16 protein-coding genes are annotated in these 18,478 nt (G+C 63.2%); 6 read left to right on the top strand and 10 right to left on the bottom strand.

The annotated features are described in order from the left end of the window. Window positions 1–999: retention module-containing protein (locus PVA39_RS19000; RefSeq protein ID WP_274125354.1), on the bottom strand; the 999-nt coding region annotated here is incomplete at its 3' end. A 307-nt stretch (window positions 1,000–1,306) separates the two neighbouring features. Here PVA39_RS19000 and PVA39_RS19005 point away from each other — a divergent pair. From PVA39_RS19005 to PVA39_RS19015, 3 genes are read left to right on the top strand one after another with little or no spacing between them, the layout of a single operon-like run. Beyond that, window positions 1,307–2,659: a TolC family outer membrane protein gene (locus PVA39_RS19005; RefSeq protein ID WP_443200988.1), complete on the top strand. Its 1,353-nt coding sequence runs from the start codon at window positions 1,307–1,309 to the stop codon at window positions 2,657–2,659. Between the two features lie 32 nt (window positions 2,660–2,691). Continuing rightward, window positions 2,692–4,848 carry a type I secretion system permease/ATPase gene (locus PVA39_RS19010; protein ID WP_274125357.1) on the top strand — a complete coding sequence of 719 codons (2,157 nt, stop codon included), beginning with the start codon at window positions 2,692–2,694 and terminating at the stop codon, window positions 4,846–4,848. 58 nt (window positions 4,849–4,906) lie between these two features. Further along, window positions 4,907–6,211: an HlyD family type I secretion periplasmic adaptor subunit gene (locus PVA39_RS19015; RefSeq protein ID WP_274125536.1), complete on the top strand. Its 1,305-nt coding sequence runs from the start codon at window positions 4,907–4,909 to the stop codon at window positions 6,209–6,211. Window positions 6,212–6,215: 4 nt separating this feature from the next. Here the strand turns inward: PVA39_RS19015 and PVA39_RS19020 are convergent, their stop codons facing one another. From PVA39_RS19020 to PVA39_RS19030, 3 genes are read right to left on the bottom strand one after another with little or no spacing between them, the layout of a single operon-like run. Next, complete coding sequence (locus tag PVA39_RS19020) at window positions 6,216–7,316, bottom strand: enoyl-CoA hydratase/isomerase family protein (protein ID WP_274125358.1); 1,101 nt, start codon at window positions 7,314–7,316, stop codon at window positions 6,216–6,218. Window positions 7,317–7,347: 31 nt separating this feature from the next. Next, window positions 7,348–8,166 carry an enoyl-CoA hydratase gene (locus PVA39_RS19025; protein WP_274125360.1) on the bottom strand — a complete coding sequence of 273 codons (819 nt, stop codon included), beginning with the start codon at window positions 8,164–8,166 and terminating at the stop codon, window positions 7,348–7,350. A 28-nt stretch (window positions 8,167–8,194) separates the two neighbouring features. Next, window positions 8,195–9,442: an ABC transporter substrate-binding protein gene (locus PVA39_RS19030; RefSeq protein ID WP_274125362.1), complete on the bottom strand. Its 1,248-nt coding sequence runs from the start codon at window positions 9,440–9,442 to the stop codon at window positions 8,195–8,197. 190 nt (window positions 9,443–9,632) lie between these two features. Here PVA39_RS19030 and ung point away from each other — a divergent pair, with 190 nt between their 5' ends. After that, entirely contained in the window at window positions 9,633–10,331 is a 699-nt protein-coding gene (ung, locus tag PVA39_RS19035; RefSeq protein WP_093502470.1) for a uracil-DNA glycosylase, read from the top strand. Here the strand turns inward: ung and PVA39_RS19040 are convergent, their stop codons facing one another. The 6 genes from PVA39_RS19040 to PVA39_RS19065 all read right to left on the bottom strand — a co-directional run bounded on the left by PVA39_RS19040 (window position 10,332) and on the right by PVA39_RS19065 (window position 16,185). Continuing rightward, window positions 10,332–11,186, bottom strand: a complete 855-nt coding sequence (locus PVA39_RS19040) for a DUF6279 family lipoprotein (RefSeq protein WP_274125364.1) — start codon at window positions 11,184–11,186, stop codon at window positions 10,332–10,334. A 110-nt stretch (window positions 11,187–11,296) separates the two neighbouring features. Beyond that, window positions 11,297–12,352: an AbrB family transcriptional regulator gene (locus PVA39_RS19045; RefSeq protein WP_274125365.1), complete on the bottom strand. Its 1,056-nt coding sequence runs from the start codon at window positions 12,350–12,352 to the stop codon at window positions 11,297–11,299. Next, entirely contained in the window at window positions 12,345–13,859 is a 1,515-nt protein-coding gene (locus tag PVA39_RS19050) for a tripartite tricarboxylate transporter permease (RefSeq protein WP_274125366.1), read from the bottom strand. The genes PVA39_RS19045 and PVA39_RS19050 overlap by 8 nt, the downstream gene beginning before the upstream one ends. Before the next feature lie 3 nt (window positions 13,860–13,862). Further along, window positions 13,863–14,318: a tripartite tricarboxylate transporter TctB family protein gene (locus PVA39_RS19055; RefSeq protein WP_274125367.1), complete on the bottom strand. Its 456-nt coding sequence runs from the start codon at window positions 14,316–14,318 to the stop codon at window positions 13,863–13,865. 75 nt (window positions 14,319–14,393) lie between these two features. After that, a complete protein-coding gene (locus PVA39_RS19060) occupies window positions 14,394–15,374 on the bottom strand; it encodes a Bug family tripartite tricarboxylate transporter substrate binding protein (RefSeq protein ID WP_274125368.1) in 981 nt (326 codons plus the stop codon). A 115-nt stretch (window positions 15,375–15,489) separates the two neighbouring features. Further along, window positions 15,490–16,185, bottom strand: coding sequence for a hypothetical protein (locus tag PVA39_RS19065; RefSeq protein ID WP_274125369.1), 696 nt, complete (start codon window positions 16,183–16,185; stop codon window positions 15,490–15,492). A 231-nt stretch (window positions 16,186–16,416) separates the two neighbouring features. On the opposite strand from PVA39_RS19065, the gene PVA39_RS19070 reads away from it, so the two are divergent. Beyond that, window positions 16,417–17,088 carry a response regulator gene (locus PVA39_RS19070; RefSeq protein ID WP_274125370.1) on the top strand — a complete coding sequence of 224 codons (672 nt, stop codon included), beginning with the start codon at window positions 16,417–16,419 and terminating at the stop codon, window positions 17,086–17,088. Next, window positions 17,081–18,472 (top strand): sensor histidine kinase, encoded by a 1,392-nt coding sequence (locus tag PVA39_RS19075; protein ID WP_274125371.1) that lies wholly within the window; start codon window positions 17,081–17,083, stop codon window positions 18,470–18,472. The genes PVA39_RS19070 and PVA39_RS19075 overlap by 8 nt, the downstream gene beginning before the upstream one ends. Window positions 18,473–18,478: the final 6 nt, after the last annotated feature.

Consider the following 18,478-nt stretch of genomic DNA (forward strand, 5'->3'; position numbering starts at 1 on the left):
CAGAACCGGTGTGGTCACGGTAAAGGTGTTGGCACCCTGAGTGATGGTCAGCGTAACGGTGCTGCCGACCGGCGCATCGGTAGTACCGACGATGGTCGGGGTGGTGTCGTTGGTGATTGCCGGTGCATCGACAGTGATCACGGGTGCAGTGGTATCGACGCTATAAGGACGACTTGCCGTCGCAGTACCGACATTGCCCGCCGCGTCAGCACTGCTGATCGTTGCGCTGAGACTGCTGAAACTGCCGAGGTCCGCGCTACTGACCGGAATGCTGAAACCGAGCGCTCCATTGCCAAGCGCTATCACTGTCCCGCTGTAGAGGTTGCCACCCAGGTTTAGGGTGATCGAGTCGCCAACTTTTGCCTCTCCGCCCACGGTGCCGGTAATTGTGACTGTTGCCGCGCCAAGCTCGGCGCTGTTGAGCACGTCGTCGCCGGTGACCGGGTCGATGCCGATGGTCACGACCGGAGGCGTTGTATCCGGTGCCGTCGTGCCCGTAGCGGCTGCGCCTGCCGTCGAGAAAATAGCGGGATCATTGTTTTCAATCAGATTGAAACCTGGCGTACCTAGACCGTTCGTCTGAAAGCCGATTGTCGGATCTACGCGCTGGGCTGTCTCGCTGAGCATGACTGCGCTGTGACCGCCACCGGCAGCACCGCCGCCGCCACCTGCGCCAGGGCCTGCCGCGGTGGGGTCAAGGTCGACAGTCGGGTCCATTCCCGCTGCCAGCGCCTGCTCGAATTCGCTGCCGGGCGCTTGGGTCGCGCTATCCGCCACTTCCTGAGCTTCTGGGTTACCCGCCTGCCATGAGGCGTTCGCACCAAGCTCTAGAGTTTCGCCATTCGCCATCTCCAGAGTCACGGAACCACCATCGGCCGTGGTGACCTGTTCTCCTGCGAAGATGCGATCTCCCTCAAATACCTGGCGCCGAATTCCGTCAACCGAGGTGACGAATACTTGGCCAATCAAGGACTTGATGACGGCGGCGAAATTACTCATAAACAGCTCCATGCGCGTGCGCGAGAGGTAAAACCTGTGAAATGTGTCTATACCGGTTTATAGCGGATGCTGCTGAAAATACGTCGTCATATAATTGGCGGAAATTTATTGTTGCAAGCTAGCCGCCAGAGTATTGACCCTTCGGGTCCGATCATAAACAATCATACTCGTTGATGTCACTTTGATATTTTCAGCTGTTTTGTCTTCCATGAGACTCTGAAGTTCAGGTGGCAATGATAGTCTTCGGCCGGTTGCTCAGCGACTTGATCTATACCGATAAAACATGTCGGCGTTTACAGGGAATTTACTGACCATGCGCTTCATTGCCACGCTTCCACTCGTCCTTGCCATTTCCGCCTCGGCTCAAGCGCAGACCTTGACCGAGGCGATGCAGAGTGCCCTGAGCGTGCACCCTGAAATCCAGTCCGGCATCAATGCACGGCTGGCGTCGGAAGAGGACATGAAAGCGGCGCGGGCGGGCTACCTGCCACGCGTCGACGTGCAGGCCGGTTATGGCCGTGAAGGTACGGAAAACAACAGCACTCGCGCGAGCAACGACCGCGGCTATCGCACACTCAACCGTTCGGAATCCAGCCTGAGCGTCCAGCAGATGCTGTTCGACGGTTTCGCGACTCGTAACGAGGTCGCGCGTCAACGCGCCACCGTCAACGCCCGCGCCTACGCACTGCTGGCCAACTCCGAGCGCACCGCACTGGAAGTCGCCCAGGTCTACCTGGATGTACTGCAGCGCCAGGAGCTGGCGCGCCTGGCCGAAGAGAACCTGCGTAGCCACGAGCGTATCTACGATCAGATTTCCCTGCGCAGCGAACGCGGTGTGGGCCGTATGGCCGACCTGGATCAGGCCGAGGCGCGCCTGGCCCAGGCACGCAACAACCTGTTGACCGAGCAGACCAACCTAGCTGATGCCCAGGTTACCTTCCTGAGCGTGGTAGGCCGCGAGCCGGCCGACCTGAGCATGCCGGACAGCATCGGCGTACACCTGCCAGAGAGCCTTACGGCTGCCCGTGATGAACTGCTGGCCAACAACCCCAACATCAGTTCGGCCGAAGCTGACGTCAAGGCGACCGAGGCGCAGTACGCCGCGGCGAAGAGTACTTACTACCCACGTTTCGATGCGGAAGTGTCCACGGGCCTGAATAACAACGTCGATGGTGTGGAGGGTGAGAACAAGGAATGGCAGGCCATGCTGCGCATGCGCTACAACCTATACGCAGGTGGCAGCGACAGCGCCAACGTGCGCTCCAAGGCTTACCTGAGCAACCAGGCCATGGACATTCGCAACAACGCGTTGCGCGTGCTCAACGAAGAAGTCGGCCTGGCCTGGAATGCGCTGCAGAACGCCCGTGCGCAATTGCCGATCGCCCAGCAGTACGTCGACCACAGTTCACGTGTGCGTGATTCCTACCAGAAGCAGTTCGGCCTCGGCGAGCGCACCTTGCTGGATCTGCTGGACAGTGAAAACGAGTACTTCACTGCCGCCCGACGTCTGCAAGAAGTGCGCTTCACAGAGCTGTTCACCCATTACCGCATCAAGGCGACCACCGGCACGCTGCTCAAGAGCCAGGGAATCGCCGCGCCGATGGCTTCCGTGCCGCTGGATACCGTGAAGACTAATGTGCAACTGCCCAACATGAACTAGAGTTCGGTTTTTTAGGTAAGGGTAAATGTGCAGTGGCAGTAGAACCGGATCCATCCCAGCCCCGTAATGATCCACGTGACCGTTACGACGACCCTCTGCTGGATAGTTTGCTGTCGTTGTGCAGTCTGCATCAGAAGTCCGTCAGCCGAGCCATGCTCACCGCCGGGCTGCCGCTGCCCAAGCAGCGCCTGAGTGCCGAATTGTTGCCGCGGGCAGCCGCTCGCGCCGGTCTGCAAGGGCGCTGGCTGCGCCGCAATCTGGAAAAGATCCCCGAACTGGCTCTGCCCGCGCTATTGCTGTTGCGTGATGGGCGCAGCGCCTTGTTGCTTGGCTGGGAGGCCGGTGGGCAGGCGCGCATAATGCCCAGCGAAACCGAAGGCGGCGAGGTGCGGGTTAGCATCGAGACCCTGGCCGAGGATTACAGCGGCCGGGTGTTCTTCGCCCAGCCCCAGCACAAATTCGATTTCACCCGCGGCGAACTGGTTCCCCGGGCCAGTTCCTGGTTCCGTGACACACTCAAACGCTCGCGCTGGCTGTATGTCGATGCCGTCGCGGCGAGTCTGCTGATCAACCTGATCGGTCTGGTCACGCCGCTATTCGTGATGAACGTCTACGACCGAGTGGTCCCCAACCAGGCCGAGGCCACGCTTTGGGTGCTGGCCATTGGCATCAGCGGGGTATTCATCTTCGATCTGCTGCTCAAGACATTGCGTGGCCTGTGCCTGGATCTGGCGGGCAAAAAGACCGACATGATCATTTCGGCCACCCTGTTCGAGCGCATCGTCGGCATGGCGATGAAGCATCGCCCGGCACGCGTTGGCAGCTTCGCCCAGAACATCCATGAGTTTCAGAGCCTGCGCGACTTCCTCGCCTCGCTGACGCTGGCCAGCGTCATCGACCTGCCGTTCACCATCCTGATTCTGGCGGTCATCGCCTACCTGGGCGGGCATCTGGTGTGGATTCCCATCCTGGCCTTCCCGCTGGTCGCGCTGATCGGCTGGGCGCTGCAGAAACCCCTGGCCAAGACCATGGAACGCAGCATGGCTCTGGCGTCCGAGCGCCAGTCCGGGCTGATCGAGAGCCTGGCTGGGTTGGATGCGGTCAAGGTCAACAATGCGGAAAGCGAGCGCCAGTACATCTGGGAGCAGACCATCGGCACCCTGGGCCGCTTCGAACTCAAGGCGCGCATGCTGTCGAGCCTGGCGATGAACTCGACGCTGCTGCTGCAGCAGCTCGCCGGTGTGGTGATCATCGTGCTGGGCGTGTATCAGATCATCGCCGGCAACCTGAGCATGGGCGGCCTGATCGCCTGTTACATGTTGAGCTCCCGGGCGCTCGGCCCGCTGGCTCAGGTGTCCGGTTTGCTGATCCGTTACCAGCAGGCGCGTGTGACCCTGGACTCGGTCAACCAGATGATGGAACTGCCTCAGGAACGTCAGGCAGACGAGCGTCCGCTCAAGCGCCAGACGCTGCAGGGCGGCATTGAATTCCGCCAGCTGGATTTCCACTACCCGGACCAGCAGCAGGCGGCGCTGCAAAGCATCAACCTGGTGATCCGTCCCGGCGAGAAGGTCGGCATCATCGGCCGTAGCGGCTCCGGCAAGAGCTCGCTGGCCAAGCTGATCGTCGGGCTTTACCAGGCTGATGCCGGCAGCCTGCTGGTCGACGGTATCGATGTGCGTCAGCTGGATGTCAGCGACGTACGCTACAACATCGGTTACGTGCCTCAGGACATTCAGTTGTTCGCCGGTACATTGCGCGACAACCTGATATCGGGCGCGCGATACGTCGAAGATGAGCTGGTGCTGCAGGCCGCCGAGCTGGCCGGCGTGCATGAGTTCGCGCGGCTGCATCCCAATGGCTACGAGCTGCAGGTGGGAGAGCGTGGCCAGAACCTGTCCGGCGGTCAGCGCCAGAACGTGGCCCTGGCCCGTGCGCTGTTGCTTGACCCGCCGATCCTGCTGCTCGACGAGCCCACCAGTGCGATGGACAACACCGGTGAGGAGCGCCTCAAGCAGCGCCTGGCTGCCATCAGCAAGAACAAGACGCTGTTGCTGGTTACCCACCGCGCTTCGATGCTGAGCCTGGTGGAACGCCTGGTTATCGTCGACCGGGGCCGGATCATTGCCGATGGCCCGAAAGAGAGCGTCATGGAGGCGTTGAAGAAGGGGCAGATCAGTGTCAGTTAAGGATTCCTTCCAGCGTTTCTATCGCGCTGCCGCCTCGTATTTCGGCCCCCGCGATGAAGTGGGTGACGAGCCGCTGCCCGAGGTGCGCAAGGCGCTCATCGAGGATGCGCCACGGGTCATGCGCCTCACGCTCTGGGGCATCATCGCCTTCGTAGTGTTCTGTCTGTTGTGGGCCAACTTCGCCGAGGTCGATGAAGTGACCCGCGGTGATGGCAAAGCCATTCCGTCCTCGCGGGTGCAGAAGATCCAGAATCTGGAAGGCGGTATCGTTTCCGAACTGTTCGTCAACGAAGGGCAGGTGGTCGAGGCGGGTACGCCATTGCTGCGCCTGGATGACACACGTTTTGCCTCCAACGTGGGCGAGACCGAGGCTGATCGCCTGTCTCTGGCCATGCGTGTCGAACGCCTGAGCGCCGAGGTGGAGGGGCGCGAGCTGGCCATTCCCGAGGATATCGCTGCCAAAGCGTCGGGCCTGGCGCAAAGCGAACGGGCGTTGTTTCTCAGCCGTCAGCAGCAGCTGCAGGACGAAATTGCCGGGCTGCAGGAGCAGCTGACCCAGCGTCGCCAGGAAGTGCGTGAGTACGCATCCAAGCAGGGCCAGTTCCGCAATAGTCTGGAACTGCTGCGCCAGGAAATTCGCATGTCCGAGCCGCTGGTGGCCGAAGGCGCCGTATCGCCGGTCGAGGTGCTGCGCCTCAAGCGTGCCGAGGTGGAGGCCCGCGGTCAGCTGGAGGCCACCGGACTGGCCATCCCGCGTGCCGAGGCAGCGATCAAGGAAGTGGAGCGCAAGATCGACGAGACCCGCGGGCGCTTTCGCAGTGAGGCGTTGACTCAGTTGAATGAAGCGCGTACTGACCTGAGCAAGATCGAATCCACCGGTAAGGCGCTCGAAGACCGGGTCAACCGCACCATGGTCACTTCGCCGGTGCGCGGTATCGTCAAGCAACTGCTGGTCAATACCATCGGCGGGGTGATCCAGCCTGGTAGCGACATGGTGGAGATCGTACCCATCGATGACACCATTCTGGTCGAGGCGCGCATTCGTCCGCAGGACATCGCCTTCCTGCACCCGGGTCAGGAAGCGGTGGTCAAGTTCACCGCCTACGACTACACGATTTACGGTGGCCTGAAAGCCAAGCTGGAGCAGATCGGCGCCGACACCGTGACCGACGAAGAAGGCAACAGCTTCTATGTGATCAAGCTGCGCACCGAGAAAAGCCACCTCGGCACCGAGGAGCACCCGCTGCTGATCATTCCCGGGATGGTCACCTCGGTGGATATCATCACCGGCAAGAAGAGCGTGCTCAGCTACCTGCTCAAGCCGATCATTCGCGCTCGCGCCGAGGCGTTGCGCGAGCGCTGATCGGTCAGGCCAGGTCGGCCAAGGGGTGATCGTCGAGCGGTGCGAAATGTGCGGCGATCACCTGACCCGGCACTTGGTTCACGTCCGGCCAATGCCAGTGCGGCGCGTGATCCTTGTCGATCAGCCGGGCACGCACGCCCTCGGCGAACTCCGGGTGACGGCAGCAGCTAAGGCTCATGCCGTATTCCATCTGAAACACCTGCGCCAATGACAGGTGCCGCGCGCGCCTGATCTGTTCCCACACCAAGTAGCCGGTCAACGGGCTGCCGCCGAGCATGGTCTTGGCGGCCTTGGCGAGCAGGGCGTCTTCGTCGTTCTCCAGGCTGGCCAGGGCCTGCCAGTACAGTGGCAAGGTGGCCTGGTCGAGCAGGGCGTCGAGGCGTTCGCGACGCGGCAGCCATTGCGCGGCGGGCAGCTCGCCGCGGGCCTGCTGCTCCAGCGCCTTGAGCAGGCTGTGCAGTTGCATCTCCGGCTGCTCGCGCCAGTTCAGCTGTACCAGCCCGTCGATCAGCGCCTCCTGCTGGGTGTCGAGCAGAAAGCGGTCAGCCAGGTTCAGATCGAGGGCATCACGGGCATTCAAGGGGCTGGCGGTGAGACCGAAGAACAGGCCCAGTTTGCCCGGCAGGCGCGACAGGAAGTGGCTGCCGCCGACATCCGGAAACAGGCCGATGCTGATCTCCGGCATCGCCAGGCGGCTGCTCGGTGTGACGATGCGAATCCCTGCGCCCTGCAGCAGCCCCATGCCGCCGCCCAGTACATGGCCGTGGGCCCAGCAGATCAGTGGTTTCGGGTAGGTGTGCAGGTAGTGATCGAGACGGTATTCGCGAGCGAAGAAGCGCTCGGCCAGCTCGGGCGCTTCGCCGGGGCTGGCCAGACATTTCTTGGCCAGTTGCACCACATCGCCGCCGGCGCAGAACGCCTTGCTGCCGTTGCCGCGCAGCAGCACGCAGGCGACATCGGCGTCGTCGGCCCAGGCGCACAGGCGATCCTGCAGGGCGTCGATCATCGGCAGCGACAGGGCATTGAGGCTTGCCGGCGCATCCAGGCTGGCGATACCGATTCGATAGCCGTGCAGGCTGGCCCGTTCTTCAAAGGTGACATTCATGTGCAGTTCCAAAGGCAGTTGCCGGTAAGGGTCACTGGTTACGCCAGTGAGCCGTACGTTTTTCCAGAAAGGCGTTGACCCCTTCGCGAGTATCGGCAGCGTCGAACAGGTCGACGAAACGCTCGCGCTCGGCAGGCAGCCAGGTGGACGGGGCGCGTTCGCGGGCGCCCTGAATCAGCGGTTTGATGGCGCGCACCGCCACCGGACTCTGGCTGGCGACCTTGGCGGCCAGCAGCAGCGCATGGCCGCGGGCTTCGCCGCTATCGACCACCTGTTCCACCAGGCCGATGCGCAGCGCGGTGTCGGCATCGACCCGTTCGCCACAGAGAATCATGCGTTTGGCCCAACCTTCGCCCACCATCCAGGACAGATTCTGGGTGCCGCCGGCGCAGGGCAACAGACCCACGCTGGCTTCCGGCAGAGCCATCATTGCCTGGCGTTCGGCGATGCGGATGTCGCAGGCCAGAGCGCATTCCAGGCCGCCACCCATGGCGTAGCCGTTGATGGCGGCAATGGACACGCCACGAAAGGCGCTGAGCCGCTCAAAGGCCTCGCCAAAGCGACTGGCCATTTCCCGGGCCCGGGCCTTGTCGCCGTCGGCGAACAGCTTCAGGTCGGCTCCGGCGGAGAAAAACTTGCCGCCCTGGCCGGTGATCACCAGGGCGTAGATGTCGTCGTCACGGTCCAAGTGGTCGATCAGCTGTTTGAGGCCGATCAGCGATTCCCGGTCCCAGGTGTTGGCCGGCGGGTTGTTGATGGTGATCAGCGCGGTGTGCCCGTGCTTTTCCACGGTGAGCTTGTGGGTCAGATCGAAGATCCCGGGTTTGTAGGGTTCCAGTGCCGTACTCATGGGCTGTCCTCTTCAGCTGTGGTGTCTTTTACTGTAGCGCCAAAGGCTGCCCCGCGTTGCGCCGCTCGGCCTGCCAGGTGGCCAGGTCGGGCAGGGCGGTGCTGCCATCCAGGCGTTCGACGATCTCGAAATAATCCTGCTTGAGTGGGTCCTTGAGTACCTCGGCGCGCGGCTTCACCTTCACGGCGTAGACCGTCTGCAGATTCTGGTGATCGAAGCTGCGCCATTGCTGGCGATCCTTGAGCAGGGTGTAGCTGTGGCCTTCGAGGGCCTTGATCAGCGCTTCGCCGTCCAGGCTGTTGGCGCGTTTGGTCGCATCCGCCCATTGCTGGACGATGCTGTAGGCCGAGGCGGCGGAGCTGGAGGGGTACATGGCGTAGCGTTCGCTGTAGGTCTTGACGAAGACCTTGCCGGCTTCCGAGTTTTCCAGCTCGGGCACGCGCCAAGTCCAGGGCTCGGTGCCGACCACGCCTTCCATCAGACCGGGGCCGGCCTGTTCGACGATGCTCTGGGTCAGGTTGGGCGCCACGATCTGCATGCGCGAGGTAAGGCCCAGGTCCTTGGCGATACGCATCGCCCGCACCAGGTCCTCACCGAACAGCACCAGGGCCAATACGTCGGCATCGCTGGCGGCGGCCTGGGTCAGGGCATTGTGGTAGTCGGTCAGGCTTGCGCCTGGGAACGGTACCTTGAGGCCGGCGTGCTGCGCGGTGTCCTGGGTGTTGGTGGTCTGGCGCAGCGAGCTCTCGGTGGTATGGCCCCAGGTGTAGTCGGCCGTGACGTAGAAATAGCGTTTACCGGGCAACTGCTTGTTGAGGTACTGGCCCAGCACTTGGGCGCTCATCCACGCATTGTTGCACTCGCGGAACATGTGCCGTTGGCCATCCTTGCCGGTGGTGTCGTTGGAGTAGGTGAGGGTGCCGAAGTACAGTAGGTCGAGCTGCGCCGCACGCTTGCCAGCGGCGATAGCCACTGCGCTGGAAGCGCCGCCGAACAGCATGGCTGCACCTTCCTTGGCCAGCTTTTCGACGTTGCGCACTGCTTTATCCGGCTTGGAGGCATCGTCCAGGCTGGACAGGCGCAAGCTGCGGCCCAGCACGCCGCCCTGGGCGTTGATTTCATCGATGGCGAGCAGGGCGCCGCGCATTTGCGCCAGGCCTTCTTCCTTGTAGCTGCCGGTGCGCGGGTAGCTGAGGCCCAGGGTGATGGGATCGGCGGCTTGTACATAGGCGCTGGCGGCCGTGCACAGGGCGAGAAACGCGAAGAGTCGCTTCATGGTGCAGTCCTTGTTTTTATTATTCGGTTGGCCGCTCCGTTTTACGCTTTTCTAAGCGGTTGGTGTGATTCACTTTTGGTCTAAGAAGGCGGCGCTGCCAACCATTTCGCATAATCTCCATCAGCCGCTGCCTTGACTTGATAGGGGCGCTTCTCTAGCGTGCCGACTTCACTGATTACCGGGAGCAGGCATGTCCGCCGCAGACAAGGTCAAGTTGGAGGCCAGCTGGAAGCAGGCGCTTCACGACGAGTTCGACAAGCCCTACATGATCGCCCTGGGCGATTTCCTGCGTCAGGAAAAGGCCGCCGGCAAGGAAATCTATCCGCCGGGTCCGCTGATCTTCAATGCCCTGGATTCCACGCCGCTGGATCAGGTCAAGGTCGTGATCATCGGTCAGGATCCTTACCACGGCCCCGGTCAGGCCCACGGCCTATGTTTCTCGGTGCAGCCGGGCGTGGCGACGCCGCCGTCGCTGGTGAATATCTATAAAGAACTCAAGCGCGACCTGAATATCGACATTCCCGACCACGGTTACCTGCAGTCCTGGGCGGAGCAGGGCGTGCTGTTGCTCAACACCTCGCTCACCGTCGAGCGCGCCAACGCCGGCTCCCACGCCGCCAAGGGTTGGCAGCCGTTCACCGATCGGATCATCTCGGTGGTCAGCGAGCAACGCCCGCATCTTGTGTTCTTGCTGTGGGGCGCCCATGCGCAGAGCAAGGAACGCCTGATCGACACCAGCAAGCACCTGGTGCTGCGCTCGCCGCACCCTTCGCCGCTGTCGGCGCATCGGGGCTTTATCGGCAACGGTCATTTCAGCCGCACCAACAAGTTCCTTGAGCAGAACGGGCTGCCGCCCATCGACTGGCGTCTACCACCAGTTCAGAGCTGATCAGCCGGTACAGATCTCTGCGGCCAGGTCGGTGCGTATGGAAGCCAGGCGCTGGTTTACCCGATCTCGCTGGCTGTCGTCGGCTGCAGCCAGCAGATCGCTGAGCAGTGTGGCCATGGCCTGGCGCGACTGTTCGTAGGCCTGGGTGGTCTGCTCGTCATGGCCGCCACGGCGGTTCTCCAGCACATCGCTCATGCGCTGAGCGAAATCCGGAGCGTTGCGGTCATCCAGCACGCGGCGAAACTCGCCCTGCCAGCGTGCGCGGTTCTCCATCCATAGCTGGTTCTGATCGCGGCGCTCGCTGGCCCACTGGGCGACGCGAGCCCGCTGCGCCTCGTTGAGGCTGCCGAACCAGGGTTTCAGGCGTTTTTCCAGACGTTCGGCGCGCTCGCGGATCTGGGTTTCCAGCGGCGGTTCGAGAAACTTCTGACGGTCTTCGCGATTGTCCTTTTCCATCCGGGCGTAAAGCCGGTCGACCTGTTCGGGGCGCAGGTCGGCGAGCAGGGCGACGGTCGTCGGGGTGGTCTGCTGGACGATGGCGTTGAAGGCCTGCTCGGCCTCGAGCATCTGCGCTTCCAGTTGCCGAGCGCTCGGCTCGGGCATCCGGACCAGCTGCTCGGTGCGTTGCAGCCAGTCCACGTAGCGTGGCAATTCAGTGCTGCAATGCCAGACCAGGTGTTCCTGCAGCCTGGGCTTGAACCAGGCCTTCTGCTGCGAATCGAGATCCAGGTACTGATTCACCCGCCAGGAAATCACCCAGTCCAGGTTTCGGTAGGCCATACCGGTCTTGCTGCACGCACTGAGCAGCAGGCCGAGTGACAGCAGCAGACACAGGCTTTTCAGATAACCGGACATGTCGCCTCCTTTTGGTACGCGTGCCTAGAGAGGGTACGCCAGCCATGTCGACCGCAGGTGCGTGGACATATCCGCTAAAAAAAGCCCGACGTAGCGTCGGGCTTGAAATCTCAGGGCAGCGGCGCGTGCCGTTGCCACAGGCGGAACAGAGGATCGGCCAGAAACATCACCAGAAACAGGCGCAGCGCCTGCAACGCCGTGACCAGGGCCACCGACAGTTGCAGGGCTTCTGCGGTCAGGCACAGTTCTGTAATACCGCCGGGCATCATGCCGAGCATCAGCGAGACCGAGTCGATACCGCTCAGCCAGCCGATGGCCGAGCCGAGCCCGACCGTCGCCATCATGGCCAGCAAGGTAAATAGCACCACGCGTGCCAGAAAGCTTGGTGCGCTGCGAAAGAATGCCCGGTCGAAATGACAACCCAGGGCGCAGCCGATTAGCCATTGCCCGGCCTGGCCGAGCCAGCCGGGCATGCCGATATGCAGGTCGAAGGTCACGCTGGCCGCGGCGCACAGCGTCAACGGGCCAAGCATCCACGGGTTGGGTTGCCTGAGTCGCCGCCACAGCAGAGCCAGCAAGGCACCGGCTGGCAGTAAAATTGCCAGCCAGAACCAGTCCACCGGCATCGACGGCGCGGGATCAACGGGCGGTAAACCCCAGGTGAACAACGCGGGAATCAGCAGGATAACCATCAGCAGCCGCACGCTGTGCGCGGCGGCGATGCGTGCCGGTTGGGCGCCGTGGCGCCTGGACAGATTGACCATCTCGCTGGCACCGCCCGGCATACTGGCGAAGAACGCGGTGGCGCGATCCACACCGGCGCGGCGCAGGCCGGCGATGCCGATGGCGCTGAGTGCCAGGGTGGCGAAGGCGCCGAACAGAATGATGGTCAGGTTGCCAAGCACCTGCTCGAGCACTTCGCTGGTGAAGTGCAGGCCGATGCCGGCGGCTACCAGCCACTGACCGACCTGGCGGCCGCCGGGCATTTCCTGGCTGAGCACGCCGCTGCAGCGCAGCAGGATGACGGCCAGCAAAGAGCCTATCACCCAAGGCAAAGGCCAGCCGATCAGGCTGGCCAGGTATCCACCGACTGCGCCAACCAGTGGCGTGAGCCACCAGTTGCGTAGGTGTTTGGGGTTGCCTCGGGTGCTCTCGCTATCAGGCATTGGCCGCGTCGGCCTTGCGCTGATTGCGTTGGCGCCAGTTGCGATAGAACGGCAGGGCGATCATCGCCACGATCAGAGCCCATACGGTCCAGGTGATCGGGCTGCTCCACAGGATGCTCAGCTCGCCGTTGGAGATCGACAGCGCCCGGCGCAGGTTCTGCTCCATCATGCCGCCGAGAATGAAGCCCAGCAGCACTGCCGACAGCGGAAAATCCATCTTGCGCAGGATGTAGCCCGCGACGCCGATGCCGATCATCAGGTACAGGTCGAACGCTGTGGCGTGTACCGCGTAAACCCCGATCGAAGTGATGATGGCGATGGCCGGCACCAGTGCCCAGTACGGCACGGCAAGGATCTTGGTGAACACCTTGATCATCGGCACGTTGATGATGATCAACATGATATTGGCCACGAACAGCGAGGCGATCAGGCCCCAGACGATGTCCGGCTGGTCGCGGAACAGCAGCGGGCCCGGGGTGATGTTGTAAAGCGTCAGGGCGCCGAGCATCACCGCGGTGGTGCCCGAGCCGGGCACGCCCAGGGTCAGCATTGGCACCATGGAGCCACAGGCCGCGGCGCTGTTGGCGGTTTCGGGGGCGGCCAGGCCACGCAGGTCGCCGTCACCGAACTTGTTGTCCTTCACGGCCAGGCGCTTTTCGGCCATGTAGGACACGGCACTGGCCAGGGTCGCGCCCGCGCCGGGCAGAACACCCATGACGAAGCCCGTGACGCCGCTACGCAGGTTGGTAGCCAGCACCGACATACCTTCCTTGGCGTTGAACAGCATGCGCCCGCTGGCATCCAGGGCCTTCTGGCCATGGTGGGTACGCTCGAGGAGCACCAGAATCTCGCTGACCGAGAACAGACCCAGTACCAGCACCACGAACTGAATGCCGTCGGCCAGGCCCAGGCTGCCAAAGGTGAAGCGATACACGCCACTGTTGGAGTCGATGCCGACGCACGACAGGAACAAGCCAATACAGGCCGCGATCGCGGTCTTCATTGGTTTGTTGCCGGCCATGCCCGCCAGGCAGACGATGGCGAACACCATCAGCACGAAGTATTCGGCCGGGCCGAAGGCCACCGCCCACTTGGCCAGTAGCGGTGCGAAGATCACCACGCCACACGTGGCGATCAGGCCGCCGACGAAGGAGCTCCAGGCGGAGATCGACAGGGCTACGCCAGCCTTGCCCTGACGCGCCAGCGGGTAGCCGTCCAGGGTGGTCATCACGGCCGAGGCTTCGCCCGGGATGTTCAGCAGAATGGAGGAAATACGGCCGCCGTATTCACAGCCCAAGTACACAGCGGCGAGCAGAATCAGCGCGGTTTCCGGTGGCAGGCCGAGGGCGAAGGCGATTGGAATCAGCAGGGCCACGCCGTTGATCGGGCCAAGGCCCGGCAGCAGGCCGACGACGGTGCCGATCAGGGTGCCGCACAGCGCGGTAAGCAGGTTGTAGGGGCTCAGGGCAACACCGAAGCCCTGACCCAGGTAGCTAAATGTATCCACGGATCAGATCTCCAGAGAGGACAGGATGCCGAGCGGCAGCGGCACATCGAGGGCTTTGTCGAACAGCACGTACAGGCCGATGGCCAACAATACGCCCGAGATCAGACTGGTCTTCCAGGTGCCTTCGTACAGGCGCGCCATCGCGACACCGAACAGCAGGCTGGCAGGAATGAAGCCCAGGGGTTCGAACAGCGCGGCATACAGGGTGAAGATCACCACGCAGCTTGCCACCTTGCGGATCACATGCTTGTCCAGCGGCGGTTCGTCGCTGGGCTCACTGGCGCTGGCCGGCTTGACCAGCAGGTAGATGGCGCCCAGACCCATGAGGGTCAGCAGCAGCATCGGGTAGGCGCGTGGGCCTACCGGTTCGTAGGAGAAGGGCGCGTGGTAGCCCCAGGCAACGATGCCCAGCCCGGCACAGGCCAGCAGCAGCACCGCGCCGAAAATGCGTTGTGACATTTGAGGACGTCCTCGTTCGTTCGTGGCGAAGGCATCCTCCGGGCGGTGCCCGGAGGATGAACTATGCGGCTGGCGTTACTGGATCAGACCAAATTCCTTGGCCAGTTCCTTGTACTGCACGACCTGCTTCTTCACGTAGGCATCCAGCTCGTCGCCGGTCATGGCGAACGGGTAGAGCTCGCGGCTCTCACGCAGCTTGGCGAAGTCTTCGGAGGCCAGCAGCTGGTCGAAGGAGTTCTTCCACCAGGTGTAGGCTTCATCGCTGACTTTCGGGCCAACGTAGAAACCGCGGATTACCGGCCAGACCACGTCGTAGCCCTGTTCCTTGGCGGTCGGAATGTCCGCTACGTTGGCGCCCGGCAGGCGCTCTTCGGAGAACACGGCGAGGATGCGCATGTCACCGCTCTCGACGTGCGGCACGGAGTCGGAAATGTCGGTACTGGCGACCTGGATGTGACCACCGAGCAGCGCGGTGGCCAGCTCGCCGCCGCCTTCCATTGCGACATAGCGCATTTCGCGTGGGTTGACGCCGGCGGCGCGGGCCACCAGAGCGGTCTGCATCCAGTCCTGGCTGCCGACGGTGCCGCCGGAGCCGATCACCACCTTGCCCGGGTTTTCCTTGAGGGCCTTGACCAGGTCATCGAGGTTCTTGAGCGGCGAATCCTTGCGAACGGCCAGTGCACCGTAGCTGGTGCCGACGCCGGCCAGCCATTTCACGGCGTTCTCATCGAAACGACCGAACTTTCCCTGGGCCAGGTTGAGCAGCGAGCCGCTGGAGAAGGCGGTGATGGTGCCTTCTTCTGATGGACGCTGGGCGACCACGGCGTTGTAGGCCACGGCGCCGACGCCGCCGGGCATGTAGGTCACGCGCATCGGCGACTTGAGCAGCTTGCTTTCCACCAAAGCGCTCTGGGCTAGTTTGCAGGTCAGGTCGAAACCACCGCCGGGCGCTGCCGGCGCGATGCACTCGGGACGGCGCGGCTCATCGGCCAGGGCCTGACCGGCCAGCATCAGGCAGGAGGCGGTCAGCAGAAGGGTACGCATGGATGTCTTCATCGGGTCTTCTCCATTGGAGTCTTTATTGTTAACAGCGATGCACCTGCCCTCGCAGGGTGCAATACGAAAGCTCTGCGCACGGCGGCGCGAGCCCTCGGCTGATCGAGTCTAGGCGTCAGCTCGCAAGGCCGGCCTGCAAGCGGGTGCTTGCAGGCCAGACAAGATCGCTGTGTGCCACGTACTTCAATTCGACGTTGCGTTCCCATCGCCTGTCGCCAGCGGCATCCGTTACTGCAGCGCGAGCGCTGGGGATGCCGTGGTGGGTGTGGCGCAGGCTGGGAACGCCGAGCGCTTTGAAGTCGTGACGCGTCTGCCACCAGCCCGTTGGAGGCTCGGCAAGATCGATGATCGGAGAAAGACTTGAGACGGCGCGGCCCTCGTCGTGGGCTGCACCAGTGCCTGCTTTGCCGGGAGTCGGGGTCAGTAGGCGGGCGGGAGAAAGGTCATGGGCCGGGGGCGAGCTGAGCGCGGGGCGCGAAGAAGGCTCGCTGGCGGTAACTGGATGCTCATCGGTGGCCGGCTGCTTGCCGTGATCTTCAATCAAGGCTGGATGGGCTTCGGCTGATGCCGCTAAGGCCTGTTCGGCGTTGTTCTGGTTCGCATCCGTGCGTGCCTGAAGAAGCAAGCTGTCGTTGGCGGCGGGGCGGGCGCTTTGGCGCACGACACGGCTGGCAGGAACGACGCGTTCTTCCAGGCTGGCAACGGAATTTTCAGGAATGTTCGCCTGGGCGAGAGAGGCGAAAAGGGCAGCCGGCAGGGCGAGGCTCAAAAGGCTCGTACACGAGATGGCCTGGCGCACGGCAATCGGCATGCGGGTACTCCGTTGTTATTGTTGTAACGACCGTATAGGTGTCGGCCGTTCTGAGGGTGGGTCTAGCCACTCGTACGATGATCCTAAGAGCACAACCTTTCACCAACCTTTCAGCGTTGAAAGTTATTGCGCAGGCTGGCCTGTACACGCCGTCACTGCCAAGTCTTCGCGCGAACGGTAAACTCTCGCCCTAGAGGGCGGTCAAGTCCATGGTTCGTTGTGGAGGTTGCAGTGCGAATTCTGCTGGTCGAGGATCATCCGCAGTTGGCGGCGAGCGTCAGTCAGGCACTCAAGAATGCTGGCTGGACGGTAGACATTCTGCATGATGGCGTGGCCGCGGATCTTGCGCTTGGCAGCGAGGACTACGCTCTGGCGATTCTGGACGTCGGCCTGCCACGTATGGACGGTTTCGAAGTGCTGGCCCGCTTGCGCGCCCGTGGCAAGACCGTGCCGGTGCTGATGCTCACCGCGCGTGGGGAGGTCAAGGATCGCGTGCACGGACTCAACCTGGGTGCCGACGACTACCTCGCCAAGCCCTTCGAACTCAGCGAGCTGGAAGCGCGGGTCAAGGCGCTGCTGCGCCGCAGCGTACTGGGCGGCGAACAGCAGTTGCGCTGTGGCGATCTGGTCTACGATCTGGACACCCGGCGTTTCACGCTGCTCGACGAAAGCCTCAATCTCACCTCCCGTGAACAGGCGGTGCTTGAGGCGATGATCGCCCGTCCCGGCCGCGTGATGAGCAAGGAACAACTGGCTTCCCAGGTGTTCGGGCTGGACGAGGAGGCGAGCGCCGACTCCATCGAAATCTACGTTCACCGCTTGCGCAAGAAGCTCGAGCGCGGCTCGGTGCGCATCGTCACCTTCCGTGGCCTGGGCTACCTGCTGGAAGCCACGAGTGGATAGCCCCGGCAGCCTGCGTGGCCGGCTGATCCGCCGGCTGGCGGTGCTGTTCACGGTCATCTTGCTGGTCAGCAGCGTAACGGCCTACTGGAGCGCGCGCCACGCTGCCGATACCGCCTACGACCGCACTCTGCTGGCCTCGGCGCGGGCGATCTCCGACGGGCTCTACGCCGTCGAAGGTATGCTCAGCGCCAACGTGCCCTATATCGCCCTGGACACCTTCGCCTACGACAATGCCGGGCGCATCTATTACCAGGTGCTCGGCCCCAAGGGTGAGCTGGTTTCCGGCTACGAGGACCTGCCGGCGGCTCCGCCGAATACGCCGCGCACCAATGATTACCCGGCCCTGGCCAAGTTCTACGACGGCGAGTACCGCGGCCAAGGCGTGCGCTTGGTGAGCTTTCTGCAGCCGGTCAGCGAGCCCGGTTACAGCGGTGTGGCCGAGATCCGTGTAGCGGAAACCCAGGGCGCGCGCGAGCGCATGACCCGCGAACTGCTGCTCGGCACGCTGTGGCGCATGGGCCTGCTGTCGCTGAGCGCGCTGTTGCTGGTCTGGCTGGCGGTGAGTGCCGGGCTGCAGCCGCTCGAAAGCCTGCGCCGCGCGGTGGCGGTGCGCAGCAGCGATGATCTGAGCCCGCTGCCGGATGCGGATATGCCCCGCGAGTTGCGGCCGCTGGTCAATGCCCTGAACCAGTTCAATGACCGCTTGCGTGGCCTGTTCGAGCGTCAGTCACAGTTCATCGCTGATGCGTCCCACGAACTGCGTACGCCGCTGGCAGCGCTCAAGGCCCGGGTCGAGCTGGGCCTGCGCGACCAGGATCCGCGCATCTGGCACGCGACTCTGGAGGATGCCGCACTCAATGCCGACCGCCTGACCCATTTGGCCAATCAACTGTTATCCCTGGCGCGGATCGAAAGCGGCGCGCGGGCGATTGCCGAGGGTGGTGCGTTGCGTCTGGATCTCAGTCAACTGGCCCGCGAGCTGGGTATGGCACTGGCGCCCTTGGCCCATTCCCGAGGTGTCGCGCTGGCGCTGGAAGCCGAGCAGCCGGTGTGGATTCGCGGCGAACCGACCTTGCTCAATGAGTTGCTCTGCAACCTGGTCGACAATGCCATGGCCTATACGGAAGTCGGCGGCAACGTGATCCTGCGGGTTCTGGAGTCCGGCGTGCTGGAGGTCGAAGACGACGGCCCGGGAATTCCCGAGGAAGACCGGGAGCGGGTGTTCGAGCGCTTCTATCGGCGTCAGGCCCAGGGGCTTGGCGCAGGCCTGGGGCTGGCCATCGTCGGCGAGATCTGCCGTGCGCACCGCGCGACAATCAGCCTGCACCAGGCCAGCCCGCAGGGGCTGCTGGTGCGTGTGGTATTTCCGGGCGAAGCGGATTGAAACCGC

It is taken from the genome of Pseudomonas sp. CNPSo 3701 (assembly GCF_028674975.1).
In the GTDB taxonomy this organism is placed as follows: domain Bacteria; phylum Pseudomonadota; class Gammaproteobacteria; order Pseudomonadales; family Pseudomonadaceae; genus Aquipseudomonas; species Aquipseudomonas straminea.

Coding starts and splice junctions, on each gene's coding strand:
- PVA39_RS19020 (WP_274125358.1), bottom strand. CDS start 7,316: ATGAATGTCACCTTTGAAGAACGGGCCAGCCTGCACGGCTATCGAATC.
- PVA39_RS19025 (WP_274125360.1), bottom strand. CDS start 8,166: ATGAGTACGGCACTGGAACCCTACAAACCCGGGATCTTCGATCTGACC.
- PVA39_RS19030 (WP_274125362.1), bottom strand. CDS start 9,442: ATGAAGCGACTCTTCGCGTTTCTCGCCCTGTGCACGGCCGCCAGCGCC.
- ung (WP_093502470.1), top strand. CDS start 9,633: ATGTCCGCCGCAGACAAGGTCAAGTTGGAGGCCAGCTGGAAGCAGGCG.
- PVA39_RS19040 (WP_274125364.1), bottom strand. CDS start 11,186: ATGTCCGGTTATCTGAAAAGCCTGTGTCTGCTGCTGTCACTCGGCCTG.
- PVA39_RS19045 (WP_274125365.1), bottom strand. CDS start 12,352: ATGCCTGATAGCGAGAGCACCCGAGGCAACCCCAAACACCTACGCAAC.
- PVA39_RS19055 (WP_274125367.1), bottom strand. CDS start 14,318: ATGTCACAACGCATTTTCGGCGCGGTGCTGCTGCTGGCCTGTGCCGGG.
- PVA39_RS19060 (WP_274125368.1), bottom strand. CDS start 15,374: ATGAAGACATCCATGCGTACCCTTCTGCTGACCGCCTCCTGCCTGATG.
- PVA39_RS19065 (WP_274125369.1), bottom strand. CDS start 16,185: ATGCCGATTGCCGTGCGCCAGGCCATCTCGTGTACGAGCCTTTTGAGC.